Raw genomic sequence first — 20,196 nt, 5'->3', positions numbered from 1 at the left:
GAAGCGAGCTTCTCTTCCAGATTTATTGAAACCCACCCCTTCCTGTTCAGCGAGAATTAGAACCTAAATCGATTCTGGACAAAAAAAGAGAGAGTTAGAAAAAAGCTAACTCATTTGATATACACTGGAGAAGACACCTTTAGACTTCAATACTATATTGTTTAGTTCCGACTGGCTCTGACTCTCATAGCCCAGTACGAGGCTTCTTTTTCAAAGTAGACTTTAGGGTTGTCAGCGATGGATTTAAACGGGAATTTTTTACTGGAAGATATCAATATTTTCTCAGTCAAATCTGCATTGCATAAATATAGGCTACCATTGAAACTACGAACATTTAGCTGATGGCTTTCAGGCTCAGTATTTTTTAAAACAAAATTACTAATTTGAGTCAATTCATCTTCTTCTTTGCCATCTTGCTCCCTAGTAAACAACTCTACCCATTTTTTTGTTACTTCATCGCAGAGTAATTCAATGTTTACTGAATTATCTTTTAGCAACTTGACTAACTTTAGTTTTTTTAAACTGGTAAGTTTTCCTACGAGTATATTAGAAAGTTCGAATGCTGCTACTCGTGATTTTAATCCCGCCAAATAGATCTTCACCGAATCCATATTAGGAACGCCTATTTCGCAATAAAGCGCTAATTCTTCAAGCAATTTAGCTTCGTCATCTAGTTCTAAATCAAATAACTTTCTTGTAATTGCATTAATAGCCCAAGGTAGCGTCATTGAAAAATAGGAAACACATATCTCTTGACCATTCTCGTGAATAGCTATTTGTGACAGTGGTTTTGCGCTAAACCATTTCAGTCGGACTTCATCCAACTCTGCTTCTTCATAATCATGCTTAAAAGTAACTGTTGGGAGTTGTTGAACTATCTTTTCAATACTTTTTGAAAATTCAGCTAGGTCAGTAGCACAACCTTCTGACTCTTTGTAAACCTTTATGCTCTCTTTTATTGGGTCAATATAATCGTCTAATGCTTTTGACGAGCTTAACGGAATGCCAGACTTAACCATACCTTCCCAATTCACATAATCACCAGCAATGTTGATCACTGCTCTATTTCTGCTTTTAAGAAAATTAATGATATCTTCTTGAGATACCACCTCATCATCTCCTGCTTGAATATAAGCCAATGAGTTCCTAAAAACTGTGTCAATCCAGTTCGAAGGATCTTGTAATTCGTGTGCTTTATTTTTGTAGTCTAATGCTAACAGTGTGTCATCAACCCAGTCGAATACTTGCGGAAATATATTTGAGTAATCTTTATTATCAGATTTAAACTGAGAGAAATCATTAGTAGCAACTAAATCTAACAATAATTCAAAACTAACATTACATTCTGTTGATATATTCTTTAAATATTTTACTAGTGCCAGCAATCCACTCTTTGCATGTTCCATTTTCGATGAGTCAAAGTATTCATGGCAAAAACCAAGATCCCTTTGATAACTCCAATTAGTCTCATCAATACAATACAATACTTTTCCTTCAATATCTGTAAAGGCTCTTCCTGCTCGACCAGCAATATTCCAAAAATCTTTTGAATCTATTTTCACTTCGTCTTGGTGATTCATAAATACATCAGCAAAAATTACTGTTGATATGCCTATATTAACTCCCTGCCCTAGACTAGTGGTCGAAACAATAACCTTAACATTGTCCGTTCGCATTAGTTGCTCAGTCAAAATTCGGACATCGGTAGGTAATTTTCCGAAATGACATAGAATTCCATATCGAGCCAGCTCATATATGTTACTAACACCAGCTTCATCGCAAGCGAGCCTAAATGACTCAAAAAGTACTTCATTGTTATAGTTGTGTAATTCGGGAGTACCTCCCATTGCCTTCAGTACCCTATTAGCTGAAGATACAACATATCTGGCCTGAGCAACAAACATCAAGACAGTCCCAAGTTGCGATAGCTTTAATGCTGTAGCTGCAATTCCTTCATTTTTGTCACTCGGAAAATATTTAGTTCTTGCCCGAGGTGGTAAGAACTTTTCGACAAAATTTTTGTTAAATGAGGTTGGTTCGCCAAACCATTCTATTGTTACATTTTTAGCGTGAGTCCACTTAATTGTTCCAAATCGCTTGTCTGCAATTGTCTTATCGGTTTGATAAACACTGCTACTATCCTCGGCTATCCATTGGGCAATATCATTTGTATTAGGTAGGACAGCGGAAAGAAGCATAATCTTGCCATCATTTTTATTGACGTGATGCTTTAGCTCTTCGATAAACAACTCAATTTTAATTAACCTTTCTTCTGCCCCAAGAAGGTGACCCTCATCAATAATAAGCAAACTAATTCCATTGGCGATATCTTCATCTGCCCTGACTATCGCCTTGGCTTTTTCAGGGGTTGCAATAATCACATTTGAGTTTTCGATTAGTGCTTTATCTAGCTTACTAAATTGTCCTCCGCCATATAGGAACGTAGTAGAAAACCCCAAGGGGGCTAATGTCTTCTCCATTGATTCCTCTACCTCATAAGATAATGAACGGAATGGAGCAAGATATAGTACTTTGGAAAAAGGGTTATCAATCAAAGCTTCCAAAATAGCGATCTCAGCTATTCTGGTTTTGCCACTACTTGTTGGTAGACTCAGGACAATATCATTTTCATCTTGCATCGCCTGTAGTGCATTATATTGAGCAAAGAATAACTCCGTAATTGGTGGTGTTCGTAATGCTAGTTGTGCTACATAATCATTTGTAATATCACTCTTAATTAATTTTGGTATCACATTCCAAAATGAGTACTGCTTGAATACATCAAGCAATATTATTAACAACCTCGATAACCACCAAATAGCAGGTTCGTCATCAATAGAAGCCAATTCTTTCAAGTCAGTTAAAGATTCTTGTCCGAGATAAAGATATTCTTCTTTGCCCGAGTAAATGTATTCCAGCACTAAATTGAGGGATTTAGATAAGATAATTGCATAATGCTTGTTGTTCTGTTCCAGTTCGTCCTCAGAAACTTTATCATATTCATCGTCAAACTGAATGTTGTTAATTTCGTGAATAAGTGCTTGCAGATCTTTTCTCAGAAAACTGCTAAATAGATTAATTAATGGCGTTTCAGCTTTGACATTTTTAATCGCTATAAACGATTTTGAATATTGAGAAGCTAGGTAAAAAGATAAACTACTAACAACTAAGTAAAAGCTACTTTTCTTGCTAAGCTCAGTATTAGGGGCGTGAATGTAATGTATAATGTCGCCTGCTTTCTCAAATGCTTGCAGAGCAACATCATCAATTTCACTTTTTTCAGTTATGGCACAACCTATAGACAAATATGCGAAGGCAATACTATTAACCCTATCCGTTAATCCTTCTGTAAAATTTGGAAAGTTAGCTTCATCTTCTTTGACAGCTAAAAGAATATTCTTCGCGTTGGATTGCGCAATTAAGTTCTGAGCGAATTCATCGTTTTCAAGCTTATCAAACAGCTTCTGAGCTTTTACGGTATCCATTTCTACTCCATCACCATTTTTAGTGCTTCGTCAAAGCTATTCTTAACAAGCTGAGCTGGGTTATCTTCACCATAAGATACTATGACAAGGTTTTTATTATTAGAGTTTAAGTGTTTCTCTATAGTCTTATATGTAGAAGCTTCACTGTGATAAAAGCCAACATATGTAACTGGAGTTTTTTGGGTATGGAGGTTCGTGATCAAATCATCAATTTCGTTTGCTAAAAGGTCATCTCCCATTTCTTCCAGTCTGTCACTAACAAAGGTCAAAGATATGGGTAAATTTTTATTCGATAACGATTCAACAATATCATCTAAAGCTTTTTTGTTTTTAGTCGAACGGAATTTTGCTTCTCCCATTATTACTCTATTTTGAATATTCTGTTTTTCAAATAGTAATAAATCGTCTCCTTTCATAGACTGCTCTACATTCGGGTTGTACCTCAGTTTGTACACAAGGATTTCTAAACCTGATGTTTCAGTAAGGTATTCTGCAAGGATTATTTCGCCTAGATTACCTTTTTGCGTAGTTGCAGACTTAATCGGAAAAGGAACTTTTCCTTCCATATACTGAGCGAAGCCATGCTTAGCTAGGATTTGTTTTTTCCTCTCTATCCTAGCGATACGAGCTTCGGTTGCATGATGTTTAATTACCCATTGCGACAAATGCTCAACTAGAGTAGCGCTGCTTATACCTTTATTTGTAAGCTTTCTATGTTTTTTGTTGGCTGTTGCAAGTGTATCTTCACACTCAAACCAATCAAAAAACAAACCCGACTTAGGATGTTCACCGATTAACTTACTTTGAGCTGTTGTTTGTTTTTTCGCGCTCATAATTCGCCCGTATACTTTTGATTTATGCGTTGCAATTCACTAATCATCAAAGTTAAATCAGTTTAGTTTATCCTCTTTACCTTCAGTTCATCAGAAAATAACTCAGAAAACCAGACGCTTGCAGCATATTTTGCCGTAGTACCATACTTTGGTCGACTTTGTAGGTCAGTAAATCATTCACAATATTGCTGTAGCAAGCTTGGGGACATTTTCGTGCTAGGAAATGCCACGGGTAAAGTTCAGCTCATGAAGGTGCTGTCGACCTTTCAGTTATTACTCAATCGACTAGGCTTTACAGTACCGCTCTGCTTTAGAAAATAAGACATCGCAATTATGACCGTCAATCTTAGAAATTATCCCCTATCCTACATCTGGTCTTCCGATATGACGGACTACATCGCACATTGCATGGTAAAAGTGCTTTTGAACACACTTTTGCTGATGGCGAATATGTTTCTGATTCTTGCTTTTTTGAAGAGTTCGTTTTCTCGAAGAATAGTTTATCAATCACTCCATGCAAGCAATGGTATGTCTAGCAAACATTATGATATGCATGAATGCAAGGCGTTCAGGGCTTGATAAATTAGAAGAGGCACTCAACTCGTCTTGATGATTATAAACTCATATATTCTGAGAGAGCTTCCATGGAAGAATTAGGCAAACAGCCCCCTTCTTAAAGGGTATTGATTCTAAATATCAATCACGTTGAGATTTAGAGTCTTCATTGAGATAAATTTTTAATGCAGCCTATGAACACTGTTCAACTTTGATCTGAGTCTTCAATAAACTCACCTTTTCCCCAAAGTTTGCGAGATTAGTTACTCACACAGTAGTTCTACAGCTTACTGCTTGGTCTCATTTATCTAATCCAAGTACGGTTTCATCCTATGCTGTGCTCTAGACTCACAATATAGATAGTAAATCATTGAGTTTCATAACCAATATCTTCACCATGGACATTATGCAAGAGCGTTAGGCGCTCTCATAAATCAGCATGTTTTGTTAGGGATTATCATGAAAATTACAAAATTAAAAATCGAGAACTTCAGAGCATTTAAAGAACAAGAGGTGGATATATCTGATTATAGTTGTTTCATTGGGGCAAATAGTTCAGGTAAATCAACGGTAATTAATGCGCTAAACCTTTTCTTTAGAGAAAACAAAAACTCGCAAACCGATTTGATTAAACTTTCAGAAGATGATTTCCACCACAAAAATACAAATGATCCAATAAGAATTACCGTAACGTTTGGAGAGCTTTCGGATCAAGCTAAAGATGATCTTTCGGCTTATGTTCGCCAAGACGAACTCACGATTACTGCCGAAGCTACTTATGACGCCAATAGCGGCAATGCAGTGGTAAAACAATACGGTCAAAGAAAAGTAATTGCTGACTTTGCCTCTTGGTTTTCAGCTCAAAAGTCTGGTGAAAAAGTACCTGTTCTAAAATCTATATATGAGGGTATTAAAGCACAGTCACCGTTCAGCACTTTGGCTAATGTTAAAACAAAGGCGGATATGGAAGCTGCACTTCGTGAATTTGAAGAGGCAAATCCTCTACTTTGTACATATGTTCCTAGTGAAGATCAGTTCTATGGTGCGTCAAAAGGCAGTAACCGTCTTGCTACTCATATACAGTGGGTATTTATCCCTGCAACTAAGGATATTTCAAAGGAAGCAGAAGAATCTAAAAACTCAGCCTTAGGCATATTGCTAGACAGGACTGTGCGCTCTCAAATTACATTTGATACTGAGTTGGCAAAAATTTATGACGATGCTCGAAGTGCATATAATCAAATGTTAGCAGCGCAACAAAGTGTGCTTGCATCTGTCTCCAATTCTATAGAGGAGCGACTAAAAATATGGTCGAAGCCCGATATACAAGCTTATGTAAAATGGAACTATGAAGAGCAAAAAACAATTAAGGTCGAGGAACCTATAGCACAAGTAGTTATTGGAGATAATGGATATGAAGGTGAATTGGCACGCTTCGGACATGGAATGCAGCGCTCGTACATTTTTGCTTTGCTACAAGAGCTTGTAAACATAGATAGCTCGGAAAGTCCCAAGCTATTGATGGCAATCGAAGAACCAGAGTTGTATCAACACCCTCCTCAAGTTAGGTATTTAGCTGAAACCCTGTTCAAACTTTCTGAGGATACAGCTCAGGTTTTACTATGTTCCCATAGCCCATACTTTGTACCATCGAATAATGTTTCAAGTATTCGAATGGTTCGTGAAACTGGAAATCCAAGTGAATCAATAATTTCGCGAGTTACTTATCAGGAAATCGCTGACAAATTAAATACGGTAGAATCTAAGCCAACTAACCCTTCAGCTTTAGTCGCTAAGGTATCACCAACATTAAGCCCTGAATTGAATGAAATGTTCTTTTCACAAAAGATAATATTTGTTGAAGGCGTAGAAGACGTTTCTATATTGACGACCTATATGCATTTAATGGGTGTATATGGAGAATTTAGGCGTCAAGGTGGTCATATTGTGCCAGTACATGGGAAAAGCGAGATTTTAAGACCTCTATGTATTGCTCGGTTGCTGGACATACCGACATTTGTGCTAATTGATGGCGATACAAATAAACAAACATCATATGATGCTATCAAGGATGATCCAGAAAAAGCCGATAAGGCTAATTTCCTAAATGGGGAGATTACTAAACACAAAAAAGATAATGGCTCAATATTGCAACTTTGTGGGCAACCTGAAGGGTTCAAGTGGCCTACAGAAGAGCATGTTTTTCTCGATAATATAACCATTTGGAAAACAAATATAACAGACTTGCTCGAAGAAGAATTAGGTGAAAAGTGGAAAGGACATAGAGATTCAGCGGTATCTAAATATGGTCAAGCTAAAGGTCTATTGAAAAACCCTCTAGCAGTATCACATGCGTTAGAGTTGGCTTGGGAGGATGGGCAAAAGGCATGCTCCCTAGTACAAATGATAAATTTAATGCTTGGTATCTCAAGTGGTGATGTTAGCGCGGAAGAAGAGTCCACCGAAGAAACAATCGCCGAACCAACTGCTTAGGTCTACGGTACTTTTTCTAAGTCTACTATGGTTGTGTTAGTGTTATTACACTAACACGCCTTTGTCCAGAAAAGAGCTTGAACACTGTTTTAGTGTACTTAATAAACTGAATCTTTTTGTTTTTTATTAGACATCGATAAAAGAATAAATCAACAAATCTGTGAACAGTGTTCTATGTGCCTTAATGATTTATCTAAACCAAAAATCACTGTTTATGAAACAATAACAGGTTTAAATTTTTCTATTCTTATTAGATATTAGTGACCAGATAGGTCAATCACTTAAACATTAAAGATAAGCTTTCCTTATAGAAAAACAAATAAACTCTCACCTATTTAAATGGAAATTTAAAGCAACAGAAATAAACTGTACGCTTACTACCTAAGCGACACATCAAAGGTGTTCGCTATAGGGTATAGCAACACAGATTTTCCGAATTATTGTGCCGCTTTGAGCAAAGTACTTAATAACGCACTAAAAATGCGCTCTCACGCAGTGGAAATGCTGTTTCGCGCACTAGAAGTGCGTTTTGACGCACTACTTTTTTAAAAAAAATTGACATGTTTTAGAATTTAATTAAGGATTTTTTCAATGAGCCTTATATTAAAATTATAACTTTAAAATAGTTATAACAGTTATAATAGTTATAACACATTTTTTTGAGGGAATGAAGATCTAAAATAGATCAAATTATTTATTTCAGTGGTAATATTTTTATAATAGATCTTAAAAAATTTAAAAATGGAAACAATTACGAACATTAATACTATTTATAGTATTAATTGAAACATTATTATACTTTCCTATTTTCAGCTATGTTATATATAGCGGGTCGTAATAAATCTGACTATTTTGCGATATAAGAAACAGAAATTAAGTTATCTAATTCTTTTTCTTCGAGTAGTCTATTTGTAATCGCATGCTTAGAAGCATCGACCTGACTTCCTGAGTTAGATCCAGTTTTCACTACGGACATCGCCCAAGATCTTTGTAAAACTGACAATCAAAGCTCAAGCCACCAACAACCTTAGGTAGTTGCTTGGATGTTTGTGGATAACGTTCTGCTACGAAGTTTAGAATACACTGTGCATACGCATGCCAAAAGACAACACCTTGATCGAGTGTAGTCAACTCTTCAATAGCTAAGTTTGGATCAGTAGAAAACAACGCTAATTAACGGTATAGCATTTTTGCATCTACGATCAATCAGCTCCACACTTGGAGCTGATATTTTATGAATTTTCACGACCATTCTTGTGCTTATTAGCCCAAGCCTGAAGGTGTGGATCGTTGCGCTGTGCTTCGAAATCAGTGTTCGCCATAAGATCTTCTAGGTTGGGCTTTGTCTTTACATTTGATGCCTTAACAGTAATTCCCCCACACTCACGGGTTAACGTGACTTTAGATCCAGAACTTAAATTCATTTCTGCCAGCCACTGCGAAGGAATTGTCAACCCTGTCGAATTTCCAATTTTGATCAGCTTTTTTTCCATTTAAACCTCCAAATGATCGCTTATATAATAACAACTCTATATAGAACGTAGATATGGACAATAGCACTCAAAAATCACCTCAGACAATCATGATATACCCTACCATAAAATTTCTTGGCTTTTTCACGATAATCACACTGCCACGGCAGTGTGAACTCTATACTTAACGCACTTAGAACAGTGTTCCAGGCCTCTTCAAAAATAGCTGCTACAATTAATTTATGTTTAAATTACAGCTCTACAGCGAGTTTAAAGGGCAGCCCCTTTTTCATTGCGCTTAATTATTTTTCCAATTACGAGAGCTTTACACTCTAATATTGAGATCTCCTTTTCAAGCTTTACTAGTTCTTCATTGAGATAGGCAGAATGACAAGGGAACTTCTCTAAGAGCTGTTTATGTGCAATAACTAAATGATTTAATTGCAGTTTACTTGACCTTAATTGGGCTTGATACGATAACTCTTCACTTATAATAGTAGGCCTTTTCTCCGTTTCAAACTCAACTTCAAGTTGAGAAGATTCTGCAATAATCGAGTATTTGGCATTATTAACACAAGCTCCACTCAAACGTATCACAATCCCTTTCCTTTCGAGTACCTTCATCATACGATATGAATGATTGCGAAATCGGTCAAGCTGCTTATCAGGATCGTAGTAAGGCTCGATGAGCGGCTTCAACAGTGACTGAAAATAGTACAAATCAAAATTAGCACCCTCTTCGAGTTTATCTATCAAACTGGTGCCAATCTTAAACAACTTGTAGGTGCTTATTCTCATCTTCACGAACTCCTTTCCACTGCTGACATTGCATAATATATTATGCACTATAGTATTAGTCAACCAAATATCATAAAGTAGTGGAAATAATAAAACTTCAAAACAATCAATGAATCAACTAGCTAAAGAGATCGCTCAAAACATCAAGCGCCAAAGAGAGATGCTTGACCTATCAAGTACACAGCTTAGCCTCCAAGCGGGCTTTAGCCGCAGCTATATGAATAAAGTAGAAAAAGACGGGGTAAGAATTACGGTTGAGAAACTATATATGATTGCACGCGTGTTGGAGTGCGATGTGAATGACTTATTGCCTGAAGACAGGATAGATCTACTTGATGAGGACTAAGAGGTATAGTGACTCACTCCCGAGCTTAGACACCCGTGTGTAAGTCACAGCTGGACAATAATTTATTAGGTGTACTCTGACAAATTAACTCTCTCTCTAGCACCTAGTTTCCTCAAGTGAACCGCTTCTACATACCTACGAATAATCTGCCAGCTACTTTCATCAAGCTCCTGATTCCTAGGTATCTTGACTGTCATGGTCAAGTTATCTTGATTGGGAGCTGGCACTTGACTCAATAACTGCCAATAAGCCGTTTGTTCAGAAGCTACATATTTCACAAGTAGCGCAACTGGCAAAAGATCCCATAAATAGTTATACGTTGATACATCTAATATAATTCGTTCATATGCCCCATCAGCGGTTACATTCGATTCTTGTGATGCTTTTAATTGCACGAGCAATTCTCTTGATGAAGCGCGGTTGTTTTCAATAACCCCAACGACCAGATCTACACCAATATCAGGATTAGGCTTATGTGCAGTCCAACCTCTAGGTAAAACAGCTCTGAAGTGATGCTCTGAGTCACTTTCTAACATGTTGTTTTCAATTATAATCGGACGTTGCATCTAGACAGCTCCTATTGGTTAACCTAACTCCGCTTAGACCTTTATATGATTTATTTTTTAGGTGGATAATTATGTATCTCTACTAGCTCACAGCCTTTGCCAAGCCCAAAGTCAGCATTGAGAAATACAATATTAAAACAACCATGAACTGTTCTAGTTGATGGATACTTTATAGCATCAAAACCTGAAAATTTCGCACAATCAGCAACGAATCTAGAAAAAATGTATTGCGGCTTATATTGCCCTTCATCATTATGCTTGGCACTCACTAAAGCTGAGTGAACCATGGTATCTAGCATATCACTATGTTTCTTATGATTGTCGTATGTAGCAGAAAGATCTAAGATTTTTACTTGTTTATTGATCTTAATTTCTGCGATATAACAATTTTCTTGGCGCATTTCCTCATAACAAGTTTGCTGGTCACTACCTAAGTAAAATGCAGGTAACCCTGCATGATTATAACGCCCCTCAGACGCATATTGCTTGGGTGTAATATCAAAATCATCAGCTTTGGGGTCTGCTATCTGAGAAGCAACACGTGCTCTGAACAAGTTTCCTACGATTGAAGTAGCTATAGCTTGCTCTGACAACTCTCCGATAGCTTCTAAAATTTGAGACGCAAAATAGTGCTTCAACATAACAAACGGCGATTTGTGAGCAAGCGCACTCAACTCATGAAGAATATCCTCAAAAAAATCAATAGGTTGAAATGGAAAACTATATGGATAGAAATATCCTGTAAGTGCCTCATCACATCTAGGACACTCTACTAACTGCATCAGTTGCTTATAGTCCTCAAGTGAATAGCAGTCTCGTAAAATTGTGGATGCATAAAAATGTTCGATATCCATAGCGTTGTTTTGAAAGTCTTCAGTCCCTGCAGAAAAAGGCCAAGACTTTAAATAATCATCAACACATAGCTCACAACATGCTACATCTGCGGTGAACCATGATTCACATTGACTAGTAAAAAGCTCTTCAATACCATAATCATCAAGCTCTTCAAGCCTTTTTTTCTCTTCTACAGATAACATAAATACCCTGTTAAAACTTAGCTAAATTAAAGTGTGCCGCACGCTGCTATACGGTGAGCGAAACGAAACTGGAAAGCATGAGATATCACTATTAAAGGGATACTACGCTTGGTATTTTCGATTACCCGCTCGTACTTGAAGTTAATCTTACTTTTAGCTCCAGTTCGAGGTTTCTATTGCGCACTGATTATTTAGCCACTGAATTTGGTCGATAATCTAACTCTTATGTAGAAACCCGATCTTCTACAAACTAATTTTAGTCTTGATCGGTTAAGACTAATCTAGCTAAGTTGATAATTGCGTAAAAAGCACTATGTAATATGTTTCTTTTCTCACTACTTGAACCCATGAATGAAAACGCATAGAAAGTCCGTGACCTGTAATGCTTACGGTTTAAAAGAATATGGTGACCGAAAAATCAATTGGTAGCTTGCTCCATCATTTTAATCATGTCCAAATTATTCAACTCAAACTTGTAGAAACGATTCTGTTGATTGTTTGATTTTTCTTCGGCTGTTCGAGCATCTACATACCATTTCTTCTCTAGAATCCATCTAAAAGCAGCTCTCTCTGTAATGCAGATTTCATCCTTATCGCTAGCAATACCAAAGTCAATCCTGACTTTGGTTTTCTCTACTTCTGATAGAGAAGGATGTAACTTCAAGATTAAAGGTAACCTCAAATTCCATAATTGATCTTGTGATATAGCTTCGTAAGCATGCTGTTTAAATTCCTTGCTATCATGTTCTTCCGTCACATTCCTAACACGAGCAAAGTGAAAGTTCTTAAACTTGTTTTCTTTACTCTCAGAGCGATCATACGCTCTAAACATCCAACTTGTCCCATCATGCATAACGGCTAAAGGAACAAGAGTTCTCATTTGATGGTTAGAACTATTTTCAGAATAATAATTACATGAAATCGCATATTTTCCAGATATCGCACGGGTAATCATGGCAACTTCATTCGTGTTTAATTGATTCGGGATTTTACCAATCTTCTCGTAAGCAAGTTCTGTTACACCGAAAATTTTGTTGCTATTAAAACCGTTAGCAAGCATTCCCAAAGCCAGTTCCCCATCAATATTAGTTAATGGTGAAAATGAACTTCTCACAATAGCATTCGTTTTCTGTGTCTTGTTATTAGGCCTACGTTTAGAGTATTCACTTAAAACACGAGATGCTGCCGCTTCTGCAATCCCAAAGGCTTCTTTAAGATCCGCTCTAGTAACACGCCCTGTGAAAAGCAATTTAAAGTCGATATACGCCAGTCGAGCATTCGTAGAAGTTGTCTCTACTGTTATGTCAGGTTGAGAACTGTTTTCCATGATGTTTTCCATCACTATCTAATCATTACTAACATCATAACAACAAACGATCTACGTGCAATAAAAATACAACCAAAATACACAAAAAGATCATTGAAACGTATCATTTCGATCTGTTAATATAAACCCTATCGAGCCGATGGTCATTATTAAACCAAATTTGACGAGGGAATTTTTGTGCAAAACCAAGACTTCAAATCATTAAGAAAACTAAATTCAAGTGATAAAGAGTTTTGTTTCGAGATGATATCAAAGATCACATCCAACTTAGATCTTACGGAAACGCAATTATCACAACTAACGACAGCCTATCGTGCAATCGGCTCCTATCTAGCTAACCAAGGAGGTAAGTTCGCTGATTGTCATGTTTATGCTCAGGGAAGTGTCGGGATTGGGACTTCAGTGAAACCAATCGATGAAGATTCTGACATGGATATAGACCTTGTACTCCATTTACCAAACGAAGAGTATCCATTGACCACAGATGAAGCGAACCAATTACTTTTCAGTGTGATCCATGTCCTAAAGCACTCGCAGCGGTATGGCAACAAAGTTGAAGGCTTGCCGAAACGAAGATGTGTAACTCTTCAATATGGTGGTATTGAAGGTCAAGGGTTTCACATGGATATCACTCCTAGCATGCCAGAAAACGCTGACTTTCCTAATTATAAGAACAACGTAAGAGTTGCTGATATTAAAGATGCGAATAGCCCGTCCCACCCTTATGGCTATAGAAGTTGGTTTCGGAGTGCGTGTAGTCAAGATATTCGATGGAGCAGGAAGAGTAGCTATAAAGCCCAACGCCAGATTTATGCTGGAACTGTAGAAGAACTACCTGGACAAAGAAGAAAGACCGTACTTCAGATCGTTGTTCAACTTCTTAAGAGACATAGAGATATGTGGAAGAAGGACATGAATAACGTGTACGCCCAGTACGCACCTATCAGCATTATCATTACCACACTTGCAGGACTTGCTTATGAGCAATGCTCAAGGTCAAAAAAAGAATACGAGAACCCATTTGATCTGATGCTTGACGTGCTTGAAGCTATGCCAAGTTATATTTCCCAGCAGTGCCAGTCCGATGGAACTCTAACCTATACGATTCTCAATCCAGCTTTACCGACAGAAAACTTTGCTGACAAATGGCATGAAAAACCAATGCTAGCTCAGGCATTTAGAGCTTGGTATCAGCAAGCTACTCGTGACTTAACTGCACTGCTAGAATTCGGGCAAGGCCTCGACCATACGATCACACGTACGAAATCAATGTTTGGTAACCAAGCTGCGAAAGGTTTAGAAACAAAATTGGCAGATACTCTCACCACTCGCAGAGCTATGGAACGTGCAACCGTGTCCTCTGTAGGCTTAGGTCTATCTAATTCAGCAACGGCAAAATCCGTACCTAAACATGATTTCTACGGTAGTAATCGATGAGTTATGACCTCAGCAAACAGCTTGATGCCCTACAAAAGCGTTATCAAGGTGGTAAAGGCCGAATTACTAAAAGCAAAACAGGCCTAAAGCTAGAATGGAGACAGAAATTGCAACCTTCGAGACTTAGCCGAGAATACTCGGTACTCGTCCACTGGGCGGGATTAGGTTGCCTCCCAGAAGTAGAAATACTGTCCCCAAACCTTAAAGAATTATCAGGAGGAAAGCGTTCACCTCATGAATTCTTCTCCAAAGGAAATACCAAGCCGTGTCTCATGTTTAATAACGGTAGTTCCAAGGACTGGACTCCCAATATGTTAATTGCCGAATCAATCATCCCCTGGACACAAGAATGGCTTTGGTACTGGGAGCTGTGGCTCTCGGATGGTGAATGGCGTGGTGGGGGTGTTCACCCTGGAGAACTCACGATAGAACAATACATTGCACAACAAAAAAATTCTCTTCATCAGGCACAAAATAAGGGAACGCTATGAAGCTGCTAACTTATATCATTGTTCAAACCATCAACTGGTTATTCAGAAAACGCTCTCCTGCTTTGTTAGTTTTCAGAACTGGAGCCTCTTTTATCCCGATAGCGCTAGTGGGAGGCATGGCATTCAATGTTCAGTATGAAACGGCTACTCAACTTATCAAACTCGATGTCGCTGGCTCTGATGTACCTACAGTACTCGTTTTTGGCGGTTTCGCTCTTGGTACAGTCCTGATACTAATTGGATTAATTTGGGAAGTAGTACGTTCAATTATAGAGCACAGAAGGCTCACTAAAAAATTAGTGTTCGCCATTGAGCAAAGAGGCTTGGTAAACACATCAGATTCTCCCCTATCTGATTACATTCAGAAGAAACATAAAGGAAAAAGCATTTCAGAAATTGTGATAGATATTCGAGATAATCTTGCGAACGGTACTGTCAGCCAACCTGCATTAGCACTTAAGAAATTCCTCAACCTTGAACATTCAGTTGCAGAGCGTAGGAATAGTGTTTCGGCTAAAGATTTTCACATTATTTATAGTGGTTTAGTTCCTATTCCCTTTGCTTTCTTATCAGGATATATGCTGGATGATGAATCAAAAATTGAGGTGCTCGACTGGGATCGACAACTATCAAGCTGGAAAGAACTCGATCCTATTAATGACGATAATGAGAAGTTCGAGAAAACAACCAACCATGCTGGCCACAAAGGTTCTATCGTTCTTGCTGTCTCATTCTCCTACCATGTAGATGAAGAAGCCATTAACCTTTGCTTTCCAAACATTCCACAGGTACACCTAAAACTAAAAGAAAAACGTTTTGATAATCACTGGTCGAACAAAAAACAAACTCGATTAGCTTATGATTTCATTGAAGAAGTTAAAAAAATCATGGAAGAAGGCTATGATGATATACACCTCATATTAGCCTCTCAAAACAGTGTAGCGTTCAGATTTGGTCAAGCGTATGACAGACGAAATCTTCCTCAGATTACGATTTATCAATACGAAAAAGATCACAAAATTCCCTATCCGTGGGGCGTATCCATTAGTAACTCACCCAACACAGACCCATCTATCAAACAGATCGAGTTTACTGACCATCTAAAACAAGCTGTATAAAGGGGTTATGTATGTCTTCATTTCAAGTATTGATGCCATTTGCTCGTAGTAACAGCTCAAACCAAATAGTAGGAATTGAGCAAGTGAAGCGTGGTGATGGCTGTAACTGCCACTGTTTGTCATGTGGAACTCCTGTAACAGCGAGGTTGGGTAACATCAATCAGTGGCACTTTGCTCACCGCACCGATAATAATACAACAAGCTCTGAATGTGAGTTCTCCCCCGTTACAGCGCTGGCATTAATTGTAAGACAGCAACTTCCAACCCTAGTTAACTTTGATTTAGATGAGTGGGACTTCAATGATGTGCAATGGGACATTGAATGCACTAAGCATGGCATTCAAGTTGACGCATACACTAAGGACTTAACCTCTAATGTATCGGTAATAATGGATATCCCTTTTGAGAGCAGCCCTGATTTATTACCAGAAGCTGTCCCAAAAGATATCGACATAATCCTAAAGGTGGATACACACATGATGGCTCGGCAGCTTTACCCATCTAAAAGCCCAGTTAAACTCTTAAACTCTGAAGAAGTATTCAACTACCTCTTAAATCATTGGGAAGACCTAGTCGAAATGCTTCGCTGGCCTGAATCAACGACAGAGCAAGCTGAAGCATCTGAACACGAAGAAAAGCTTGCACCGAACGACAACACATCTATTTGCTTATGCTGCAACAGCAATAGCGCTAGCTATGGCAAAGGACTTCTTTGCGGGAGTTGTGTATGGAAGCAGGTAGGCAGGCGATTTAACTCAATGAGTGAGATGGTTACATTTTATAGCAAAAAGAATTAATTTGCTCTCCATCAAATGTAGCTTTAAATCAAAACCAGAGGTTTTGATTGCTCTAGTTAAAGCCAGCATAACGATTTTCTGTTGAAGTACTTATACCTCATTTTCGTTACCACTAATGTAACTCTTACCTAATCATTTTTATCGCCAATTTACTACCTTACCCTATCATTTGGGTATACCTATCATATAGCTCTCCCCACGCCTATCTTATAGAAACAAAAGAACTTATATGATAGTATTATCTTAAGAATCCTAAATGATAGACTGAGAGAGTATCAATGACGATATATGGATATGTACGAGTCAGCACTAAAGAACAATCTACTACAGCTCAAGAGAATGAGATTCTTAATAAGTACGAAGGTGCAAGTATCGTTCGAGAGAAAGCATCTGGTAAAAGTATTGACCGCCCTGTTCTTCAAAAACTACTCAATACCCTCGCTAGTGGTGACAAAGTCGTAGTAAGAGAAATGTCACGCCTTGGACGCTATCAAGGAGAGTTGATGCTAATGATCGAAGAGTATCAAGCCAAGGGAGTTGAGTTTGAGATCCTGAATATCGGTATTGATACGTCATCTGTATCGGGAAAGATGATTCTTGGCATTCTATCTTCTGTTGCTCAGATGGAACGAGAGCTACTTCTGGAACGACAAGCTCTTGGAATAGCTGAGGCAAAAGCGGCTGGTAAGTACAAAGGTAAACAAGCATCTCCAGAAACGGAGAAAAAGTGCAAGGAAGCAATTAGCTATGTTGAGCACGGCATGAGCAAAGAAAAGGCAGCGAAAGCTGCGGGAGTGGGTATTGCTACGTTGTATCGTTACATCAAGGCTGCTTCTTAAACCTAACAGTTACCGAGTCAAAAAGTGGGTAATTTGCCAGATCAGGTTTCCAATAGCCAAATTAGGACATATGCATCACACCAAATACTCAATGTAATGCATACATCTCACACTCGCTGAGCGAGAAAATCGATTACAAAACTCAACTCTCTCGGATCTACATTCATTTTATGAGCAAGACGCTCTCTATTCTGCATATCCAGATTTGCCCCTCTAAGGGCTAACGTATGATATTTTGATTCATCATCTTTCATTTTAGAGACTTTTGAGCGAATGTAACCCTCATCATATCCCGCATCTCGATAACAATCTTCTATTAGTTCTACTATATAATTCATTTATTTACCTTACATTTTTTTGATAATTTTAGTGTCCAAACTTCATTATTATTGAACGATCATGATTGCAGAAACTAGCGAAACGGTCTGAGAAAACCAGGTCTTCATTAATTGCATATTGACTCATTTTCATTCCTTGTTTTATTCGCTGTCTATCAATTCTTCAGTAACCATCTCTGCAAGAGCACCCGCCAGATCATAGCCACCCCAAATATTTTCAGGGTCGCTCGGATCATTCGTTATTTGGGCTTCATCTAAACATTCAAGTAATGCATCAAAGCCATTCTCGTTCCAGTTATCCAATTGTGCTGACGTATAGCTACCACGGGCGTCATCAACAAAATCATCATGGATACGAGTAAACAACAATTTACTATCATCCTTATTACTCGATACAAAAATCGATATTTCTCGACCTGAGTAAAACTCAACGTCAATGACATTGACCAAACTGTTATCCAAAATGTTTTCGTACCCATAAAATGACAGTGGTTCTGCCTCCATATGAACAGATATTTTTTTGATTGATTTCACCAAAACATCTTTTACAATCAAACGAGCATCACGATTTTGATAGTCACGAGCTGCTTGTACATTAGAGATAAATGCTTTAATCGACTCCGAGCTAATGCGGTATGTTCCAAATTCACCAGACTCTTTCTTCAGTTCATCTTTTTTCTTCTCAAGATCTTGGTATTTTGCTTTTTCAGTAGCCCTCTTTTCTCCATCTGAGATAATCGTCAAAGTATCTAATATGTTATTCATTTTTTGATCTATTTCTTTGATTTTCTCATCTATGGTTAATTTAGCTGTGCTATCTATATCTTTATTAATCAAGTCATAATCAATATGTCTTGAAACCGCCACCAAAAAAGCATCTTCCAAGTAGTCTTGAATAATGCTCTTACAGCAACTCTTTGACTCTTTTTCCGTGCTACAGTTTAATCGCCTTCTAATCCTATATTTTTGCTTTTGTGGTTGAGAACCAATGCTCTTACCACACTTTGAACAAAATGACTTATTACCGTAGTCTGTAAGCAAATATACTAAAGCATCATCCGATACAGCCGACTTATCACCACTCATAGCGTTATACTTTCGCTTCTTTAACGCTTGAATTGCTTCATATTCGTCTTCAGAGATTAAGGCAGGATAATAATTATGAAGGTCGAAGTTTTCATTTTCAGTCTCACCATACTTCAAGTAACTGATACTAAACACTTTTCTCCCACACAGTGTCGGATTGGCTAATACACTACTGATTGTCGAAACACCCCAAATAGCTTTTCCAGTTGGCGACTTAATACCTAAACGCCTAAGCTCCTGTCTGATCGCACCAAGCCCCATTCTCTCATTAAGATATAGGGACACTATCATCAAAGCTGTAATTTTGTGTTCATTTAGCTCAAAGCCTGTTTTGACTTTAGGGTGAGGCTTAGGTTTACGAGATAACCAAAAAGGAAGACTACCAGCGACATCAGAAACCAATCCACCTTTAAAATTAGCGACTTGTTGATATATATAATCAACACTAAAGCCCTGTTTTCTCAGAGACTCTTCATGAGAGCGTTGCATTTCCAGTATTGCGTACAACATTGTACCGAGGGGATCAGCACTCATTGTTTTACGATTGAAAACCTTGCCCTCTTTCGCTACGACTACGGTTATACCTGCCATTATTAGTTCTGTCATAGTCGCATGAGCTTGAAAGACTTGTTCTCTGCTCATCCTATCCATCGACTCAACAATAAGGTATGAACCTGACTTAACATGCTTAGATTTAACTAAGCTCAGAAATACACCAAATGACCCCTTTGTCTTATGCTCAGCATGAAAAGCTGACAAGCCTTTATCAGTAAGGACTAAATCTTTATTGACTGTCAGACCATATTTTTCTGCAATGTCGTAAGCATATTTATCTTGTCGAGCTAAAGATGAACCTTTTTCTTGCTCGATGTTAGAAAATCTTCTGTAAGAATAAACTTCTGGATAAGGGCTGGGCTTAAACATGACACAGACCCCCAACGTTTATTAAATTACGCAATGAAGTTCTGTATAAATCATTAAGTCTGCTTATGGTAAGCAGAAAAGGATAAAAATCTTGTAGTGGTCTTGATTTATCGCGTAAAGACACATAGTAATGAATTATGTGTTTCAGCTTATATGATGTGACCTTCAACTCTCTCATGTTTCCTCCGAATAATACAATGAGTTTAAGTAATAACTTTTTTGGGGCTTTTTGCAGCCTATATTTTTATCGTTAT

General features: G+C 37.8%; 16 protein-coding genes. 7 read left to right on the top strand and 9 right to left on the bottom strand.

The window, feature by feature from the left end; all coding sequences use genetic code 11:
* Positions 1–161: 161 nt before the first annotated feature.
* Both IQO02_RS12495 and IQO02_RS12490 read right to left on the bottom strand, forming a co-directional pair.
* Positions 162–3,485: a DEAD/DEAH box helicase gene (locus tag IQO02_RS12495; protein ID WP_193838555.1), complete on the bottom strand. Its 3,324-nt coding sequence runs from the start codon at positions 3,483–3,485 to the stop codon at positions 162–164.
* Positions 3,486–3,487: 2 nt separating this feature from the next.
* The gene (locus IQO02_RS12490; RefSeq protein WP_193838554.1) at positions 3,488–4,318 is read right to left on the bottom strand and encodes a Hachiman antiphage defense system protein HamA; all 831 of its coding nucleotides are present in this window, start codon (positions 4,316–4,318) and stop codon (positions 3,488–3,490) included.
* A gap of 1,014 nt (positions 4,319–5,332) precedes the next feature.
* Between IQO02_RS12490 and IQO02_RS12485 the strand changes: the two genes are divergently transcribed.
* On the top strand, positions 5,333–7,366 hold the full coding sequence (locus tag IQO02_RS12485) for an ATP-dependent nuclease (RefSeq protein WP_193838553.1): 2,034 nt from the start codon (positions 5,333–5,335) through the stop codon (positions 7,364–7,366).
* Positions 7,367–8,598: 1,232 nt separating this feature from the next.
* Here the strand turns inward: IQO02_RS12485 and IQO02_RS12480 are convergent.
* Entirely contained in the window at positions 8,599–8,859 is a 261-nt protein-coding gene (locus tag IQO02_RS12480; RefSeq protein ID WP_102402344.1) for an AbrB/MazE/SpoVT family DNA-binding domain-containing protein, read from the bottom strand.
* A 249-nt stretch (positions 8,860–9,108) separates the two neighbouring features.
* Entirely contained in the window at positions 9,109–9,636 is a 528-nt protein-coding gene (locus IQO02_RS12475; RefSeq protein ID WP_102538415.1) for a hypothetical protein, read from the bottom strand.
* 109 nt (positions 9,637–9,745) lie between these two features.
* Between IQO02_RS12475 and IQO02_RS12470 the strand changes: the two genes are divergently transcribed.
* Positions 9,746–9,982: a helix-turn-helix domain-containing protein gene (locus tag IQO02_RS12470; protein ID WP_102538414.1), complete on the top strand. Its 237-nt coding sequence runs from the start codon at positions 9,746–9,748 to the stop codon at positions 9,980–9,982.
* 65 nt (positions 9,983–10,047) lie between these two features.
* Here IQO02_RS12470 and IQO02_RS12465 read toward each other — a convergent pair whose 3' ends face one another.
* The 3 genes from IQO02_RS12465 to IQO02_RS12455 form a co-directional block, all read right to left on the bottom strand.
* Positions 10,048–10,548, bottom strand: coding sequence for a DUF4365 domain-containing protein (locus tag IQO02_RS12465; RefSeq protein ID WP_102538413.1), 501 nt, complete (start codon positions 10,546–10,548; stop codon positions 10,048–10,050).
* 50 nt (positions 10,549–10,598) lie between these two features.
* Positions 10,599–11,585: an RES family NAD+ phosphorylase gene (locus IQO02_RS12460; protein ID WP_102538412.1), complete on the bottom strand. Its 987-nt coding sequence runs from the start codon at positions 11,583–11,585 to the stop codon at positions 10,599–10,601.
* A gap of 418 nt (positions 11,586–12,003) precedes the next feature.
* Entirely contained in the window at positions 12,004–12,912 is a 909-nt protein-coding gene (locus tag IQO02_RS12455) for a WYL domain-containing protein (protein WP_017088325.1), read from the bottom strand.
* A gap of 177 nt (positions 12,913–13,089) precedes the next feature.
* Here IQO02_RS12455 and IQO02_RS12450 point away from each other — a divergent pair, with 177 nt between their 5' ends.
* From IQO02_RS12450 to IQO02_RS12430, 5 genes are all read left to right on the top strand, one after another.
* Positions 13,090–14,349 (top strand): cyclic GMP-AMP synthase DncV-like nucleotidyltransferase, encoded by a 1,260-nt coding sequence (locus IQO02_RS12450; RefSeq protein ID WP_193838552.1) that lies wholly within the window; start codon positions 13,090–13,092, stop codon positions 14,347–14,349.
* The gene (locus tag IQO02_RS12445) at positions 14,346–14,840 is read left to right on the top strand and encodes a hypothetical protein (RefSeq protein WP_102538410.1); all 495 of its coding nucleotides are present in this window, start codon (positions 14,346–14,348) and stop codon (positions 14,838–14,840) included. The genes IQO02_RS12450 and IQO02_RS12445 overlap by 4 nt, the downstream gene beginning before the upstream one ends.
* Positions 14,837–15,958 carry an SAVED domain-containing protein gene (locus IQO02_RS12440; RefSeq protein WP_102538409.1) on the top strand — a complete coding sequence of 374 codons (1,122 nt, stop codon included), beginning with the start codon at positions 14,837–14,839 and terminating at the stop codon, positions 15,956–15,958. The genes IQO02_RS12445 and IQO02_RS12440 overlap by 4 nt, the downstream gene beginning before the upstream one ends.
* 11 nt (positions 15,959–15,969) lie before the next feature.
* On the top strand, positions 15,970–16,755 hold the full coding sequence (locus tag IQO02_RS12435; RefSeq protein WP_193838551.1) for a competence protein CoiA family protein: 786 nt from the start codon (positions 15,970–15,972) through the stop codon (positions 16,753–16,755).
* A gap of 278 nt (positions 16,756–17,033) precedes the next feature.
* Positions 17,034–17,594, top strand: coding sequence for a recombinase family protein (locus tag IQO02_RS12430; protein WP_193838550.1), 561 nt, complete (start codon positions 17,034–17,036; stop codon positions 17,592–17,594).
* A 107-nt stretch (positions 17,595–17,701) separates the two neighbouring features.
* Here the strand turns inward: IQO02_RS12430 and IQO02_RS12425 are convergent, their stop codons facing one another.
* Together IQO02_RS12425 and IQO02_RS12420 are read right to left on the bottom strand one after the other, a co-directional pair.
* On the bottom strand, positions 17,702–17,932 hold the full coding sequence (locus IQO02_RS12425) for a hypothetical protein (protein WP_017088331.1): 231 nt from the start codon (positions 17,930–17,932) through the stop codon (positions 17,702–17,704).
* Between the two features lie 141 nt (positions 17,933–18,073).
* The gene (locus IQO02_RS12420; RefSeq protein ID WP_193838549.1) at positions 18,074–19,942 is read right to left on the bottom strand and encodes a recombinase family protein; all 1,869 of its coding nucleotides are present in this window, start codon (positions 19,940–19,942) and stop codon (positions 18,074–18,076) included.
* Positions 19,943–20,196 lie beyond the last annotated feature (254 nt).

The sequence above is a fragment of the Vibrio sp. OPT24 genome (genome assembly GCF_015163545.1).
GTDB lineage: Bacteria > Pseudomonadota > Gammaproteobacteria > Enterobacterales > Vibrionaceae > Vibrio > Vibrio cyclitrophicus.
The sequence above is the reverse complement of the archived record's forward strand: the minus strand, read 5'-3'. Positions and strand labels throughout refer to the sequence as shown.

Bases quoted from the DNA above. Each gene is read 5' to 3' on its own strand.
- IQO02_RS12495 (WP_193838555.1), bottom strand. From the start codon at position 3,485: ATGGATACCGTAAAAGCTCAGAAGCTGTTTGATAAGCTTGAAAACGAT.
- IQO02_RS12490 (WP_193838554.1), bottom strand. From the start codon at position 4,318: ATGAGCGCGAAAAAACAAACAACAGCTCAAAGTAAGTTAATCGGTGAA.
- IQO02_RS12485 (WP_193838553.1), top strand. From the start codon at position 5,333: ATGAAAATTACAAAATTAAAAATCGAGAACTTCAGAGCATTTAAAGAA.
- IQO02_RS12480 (WP_102402344.1), bottom strand. From the start codon at position 8,859: ATGGAAAAAAAGCTGATCAAAATTGGAAATTCGACAGGGTTGACAATT.
- IQO02_RS12475 (WP_102538415.1), bottom strand. From the start codon at position 9,636: ATGAGAATAAGCACCTACAAGTTGTTTAAGATTGGCACCAGTTTGATA.
- IQO02_RS12470 (WP_102538414.1), top strand. From the start codon at position 9,746: ATGAATCAACTAGCTAAAGAGATCGCTCAAAACATCAAGCGCCAAAGA.
- IQO02_RS12465 (WP_102538413.1), bottom strand. From the start codon at position 10,548: ATGCAACGTCCGATTATAATTGAAAACAACATGTTAGAAAGTGACTCA.
- IQO02_RS12460 (WP_102538412.1), bottom strand. From the start codon at position 11,585: ATGTTATCTGTAGAAGAGAAAAAAAGGCTTGAAGAGCTTGATGATTAT.
- IQO02_RS12455 (WP_017088325.1), bottom strand. From the start codon at position 12,912: ATGGAAAACAGTTCTCAACCTGACATAACAGTAGAGACAACTTCTACG.
- IQO02_RS12445 (WP_102538410.1), top strand. From the start codon at position 14,346: ATGAGTTATGACCTCAGCAAACAGCTTGATGCCCTACAAAAGCGTTAT.
- IQO02_RS12440 (WP_102538409.1), top strand. From the start codon at position 14,837: ATGAAGCTGCTAACTTATATCATTGTTCAAACCATCAACTGGTTATTC.
- IQO02_RS12435 (WP_193838551.1), top strand. From the start codon at position 15,970: ATGTCTTCATTTCAAGTATTGATGCCATTTGCTCGTAGTAACAGCTCA.
- IQO02_RS12430 (WP_193838550.1), top strand. From the start codon at position 17,034: ATGACGATATATGGATATGTACGAGTCAGCACTAAAGAACAATCTACT.
- IQO02_RS12425 (WP_017088331.1), bottom strand. From the start codon at position 17,932: ATGAATTATATAGTAGAACTAATAGAAGATTGTTATCGAGATGCGGGA.
- IQO02_RS12420 (WP_193838549.1), bottom strand. From the start codon at position 19,942: ATGTTTAAGCCCAGCCCTTATCCAGAAGTTTATTCTTACAGAAGATTT.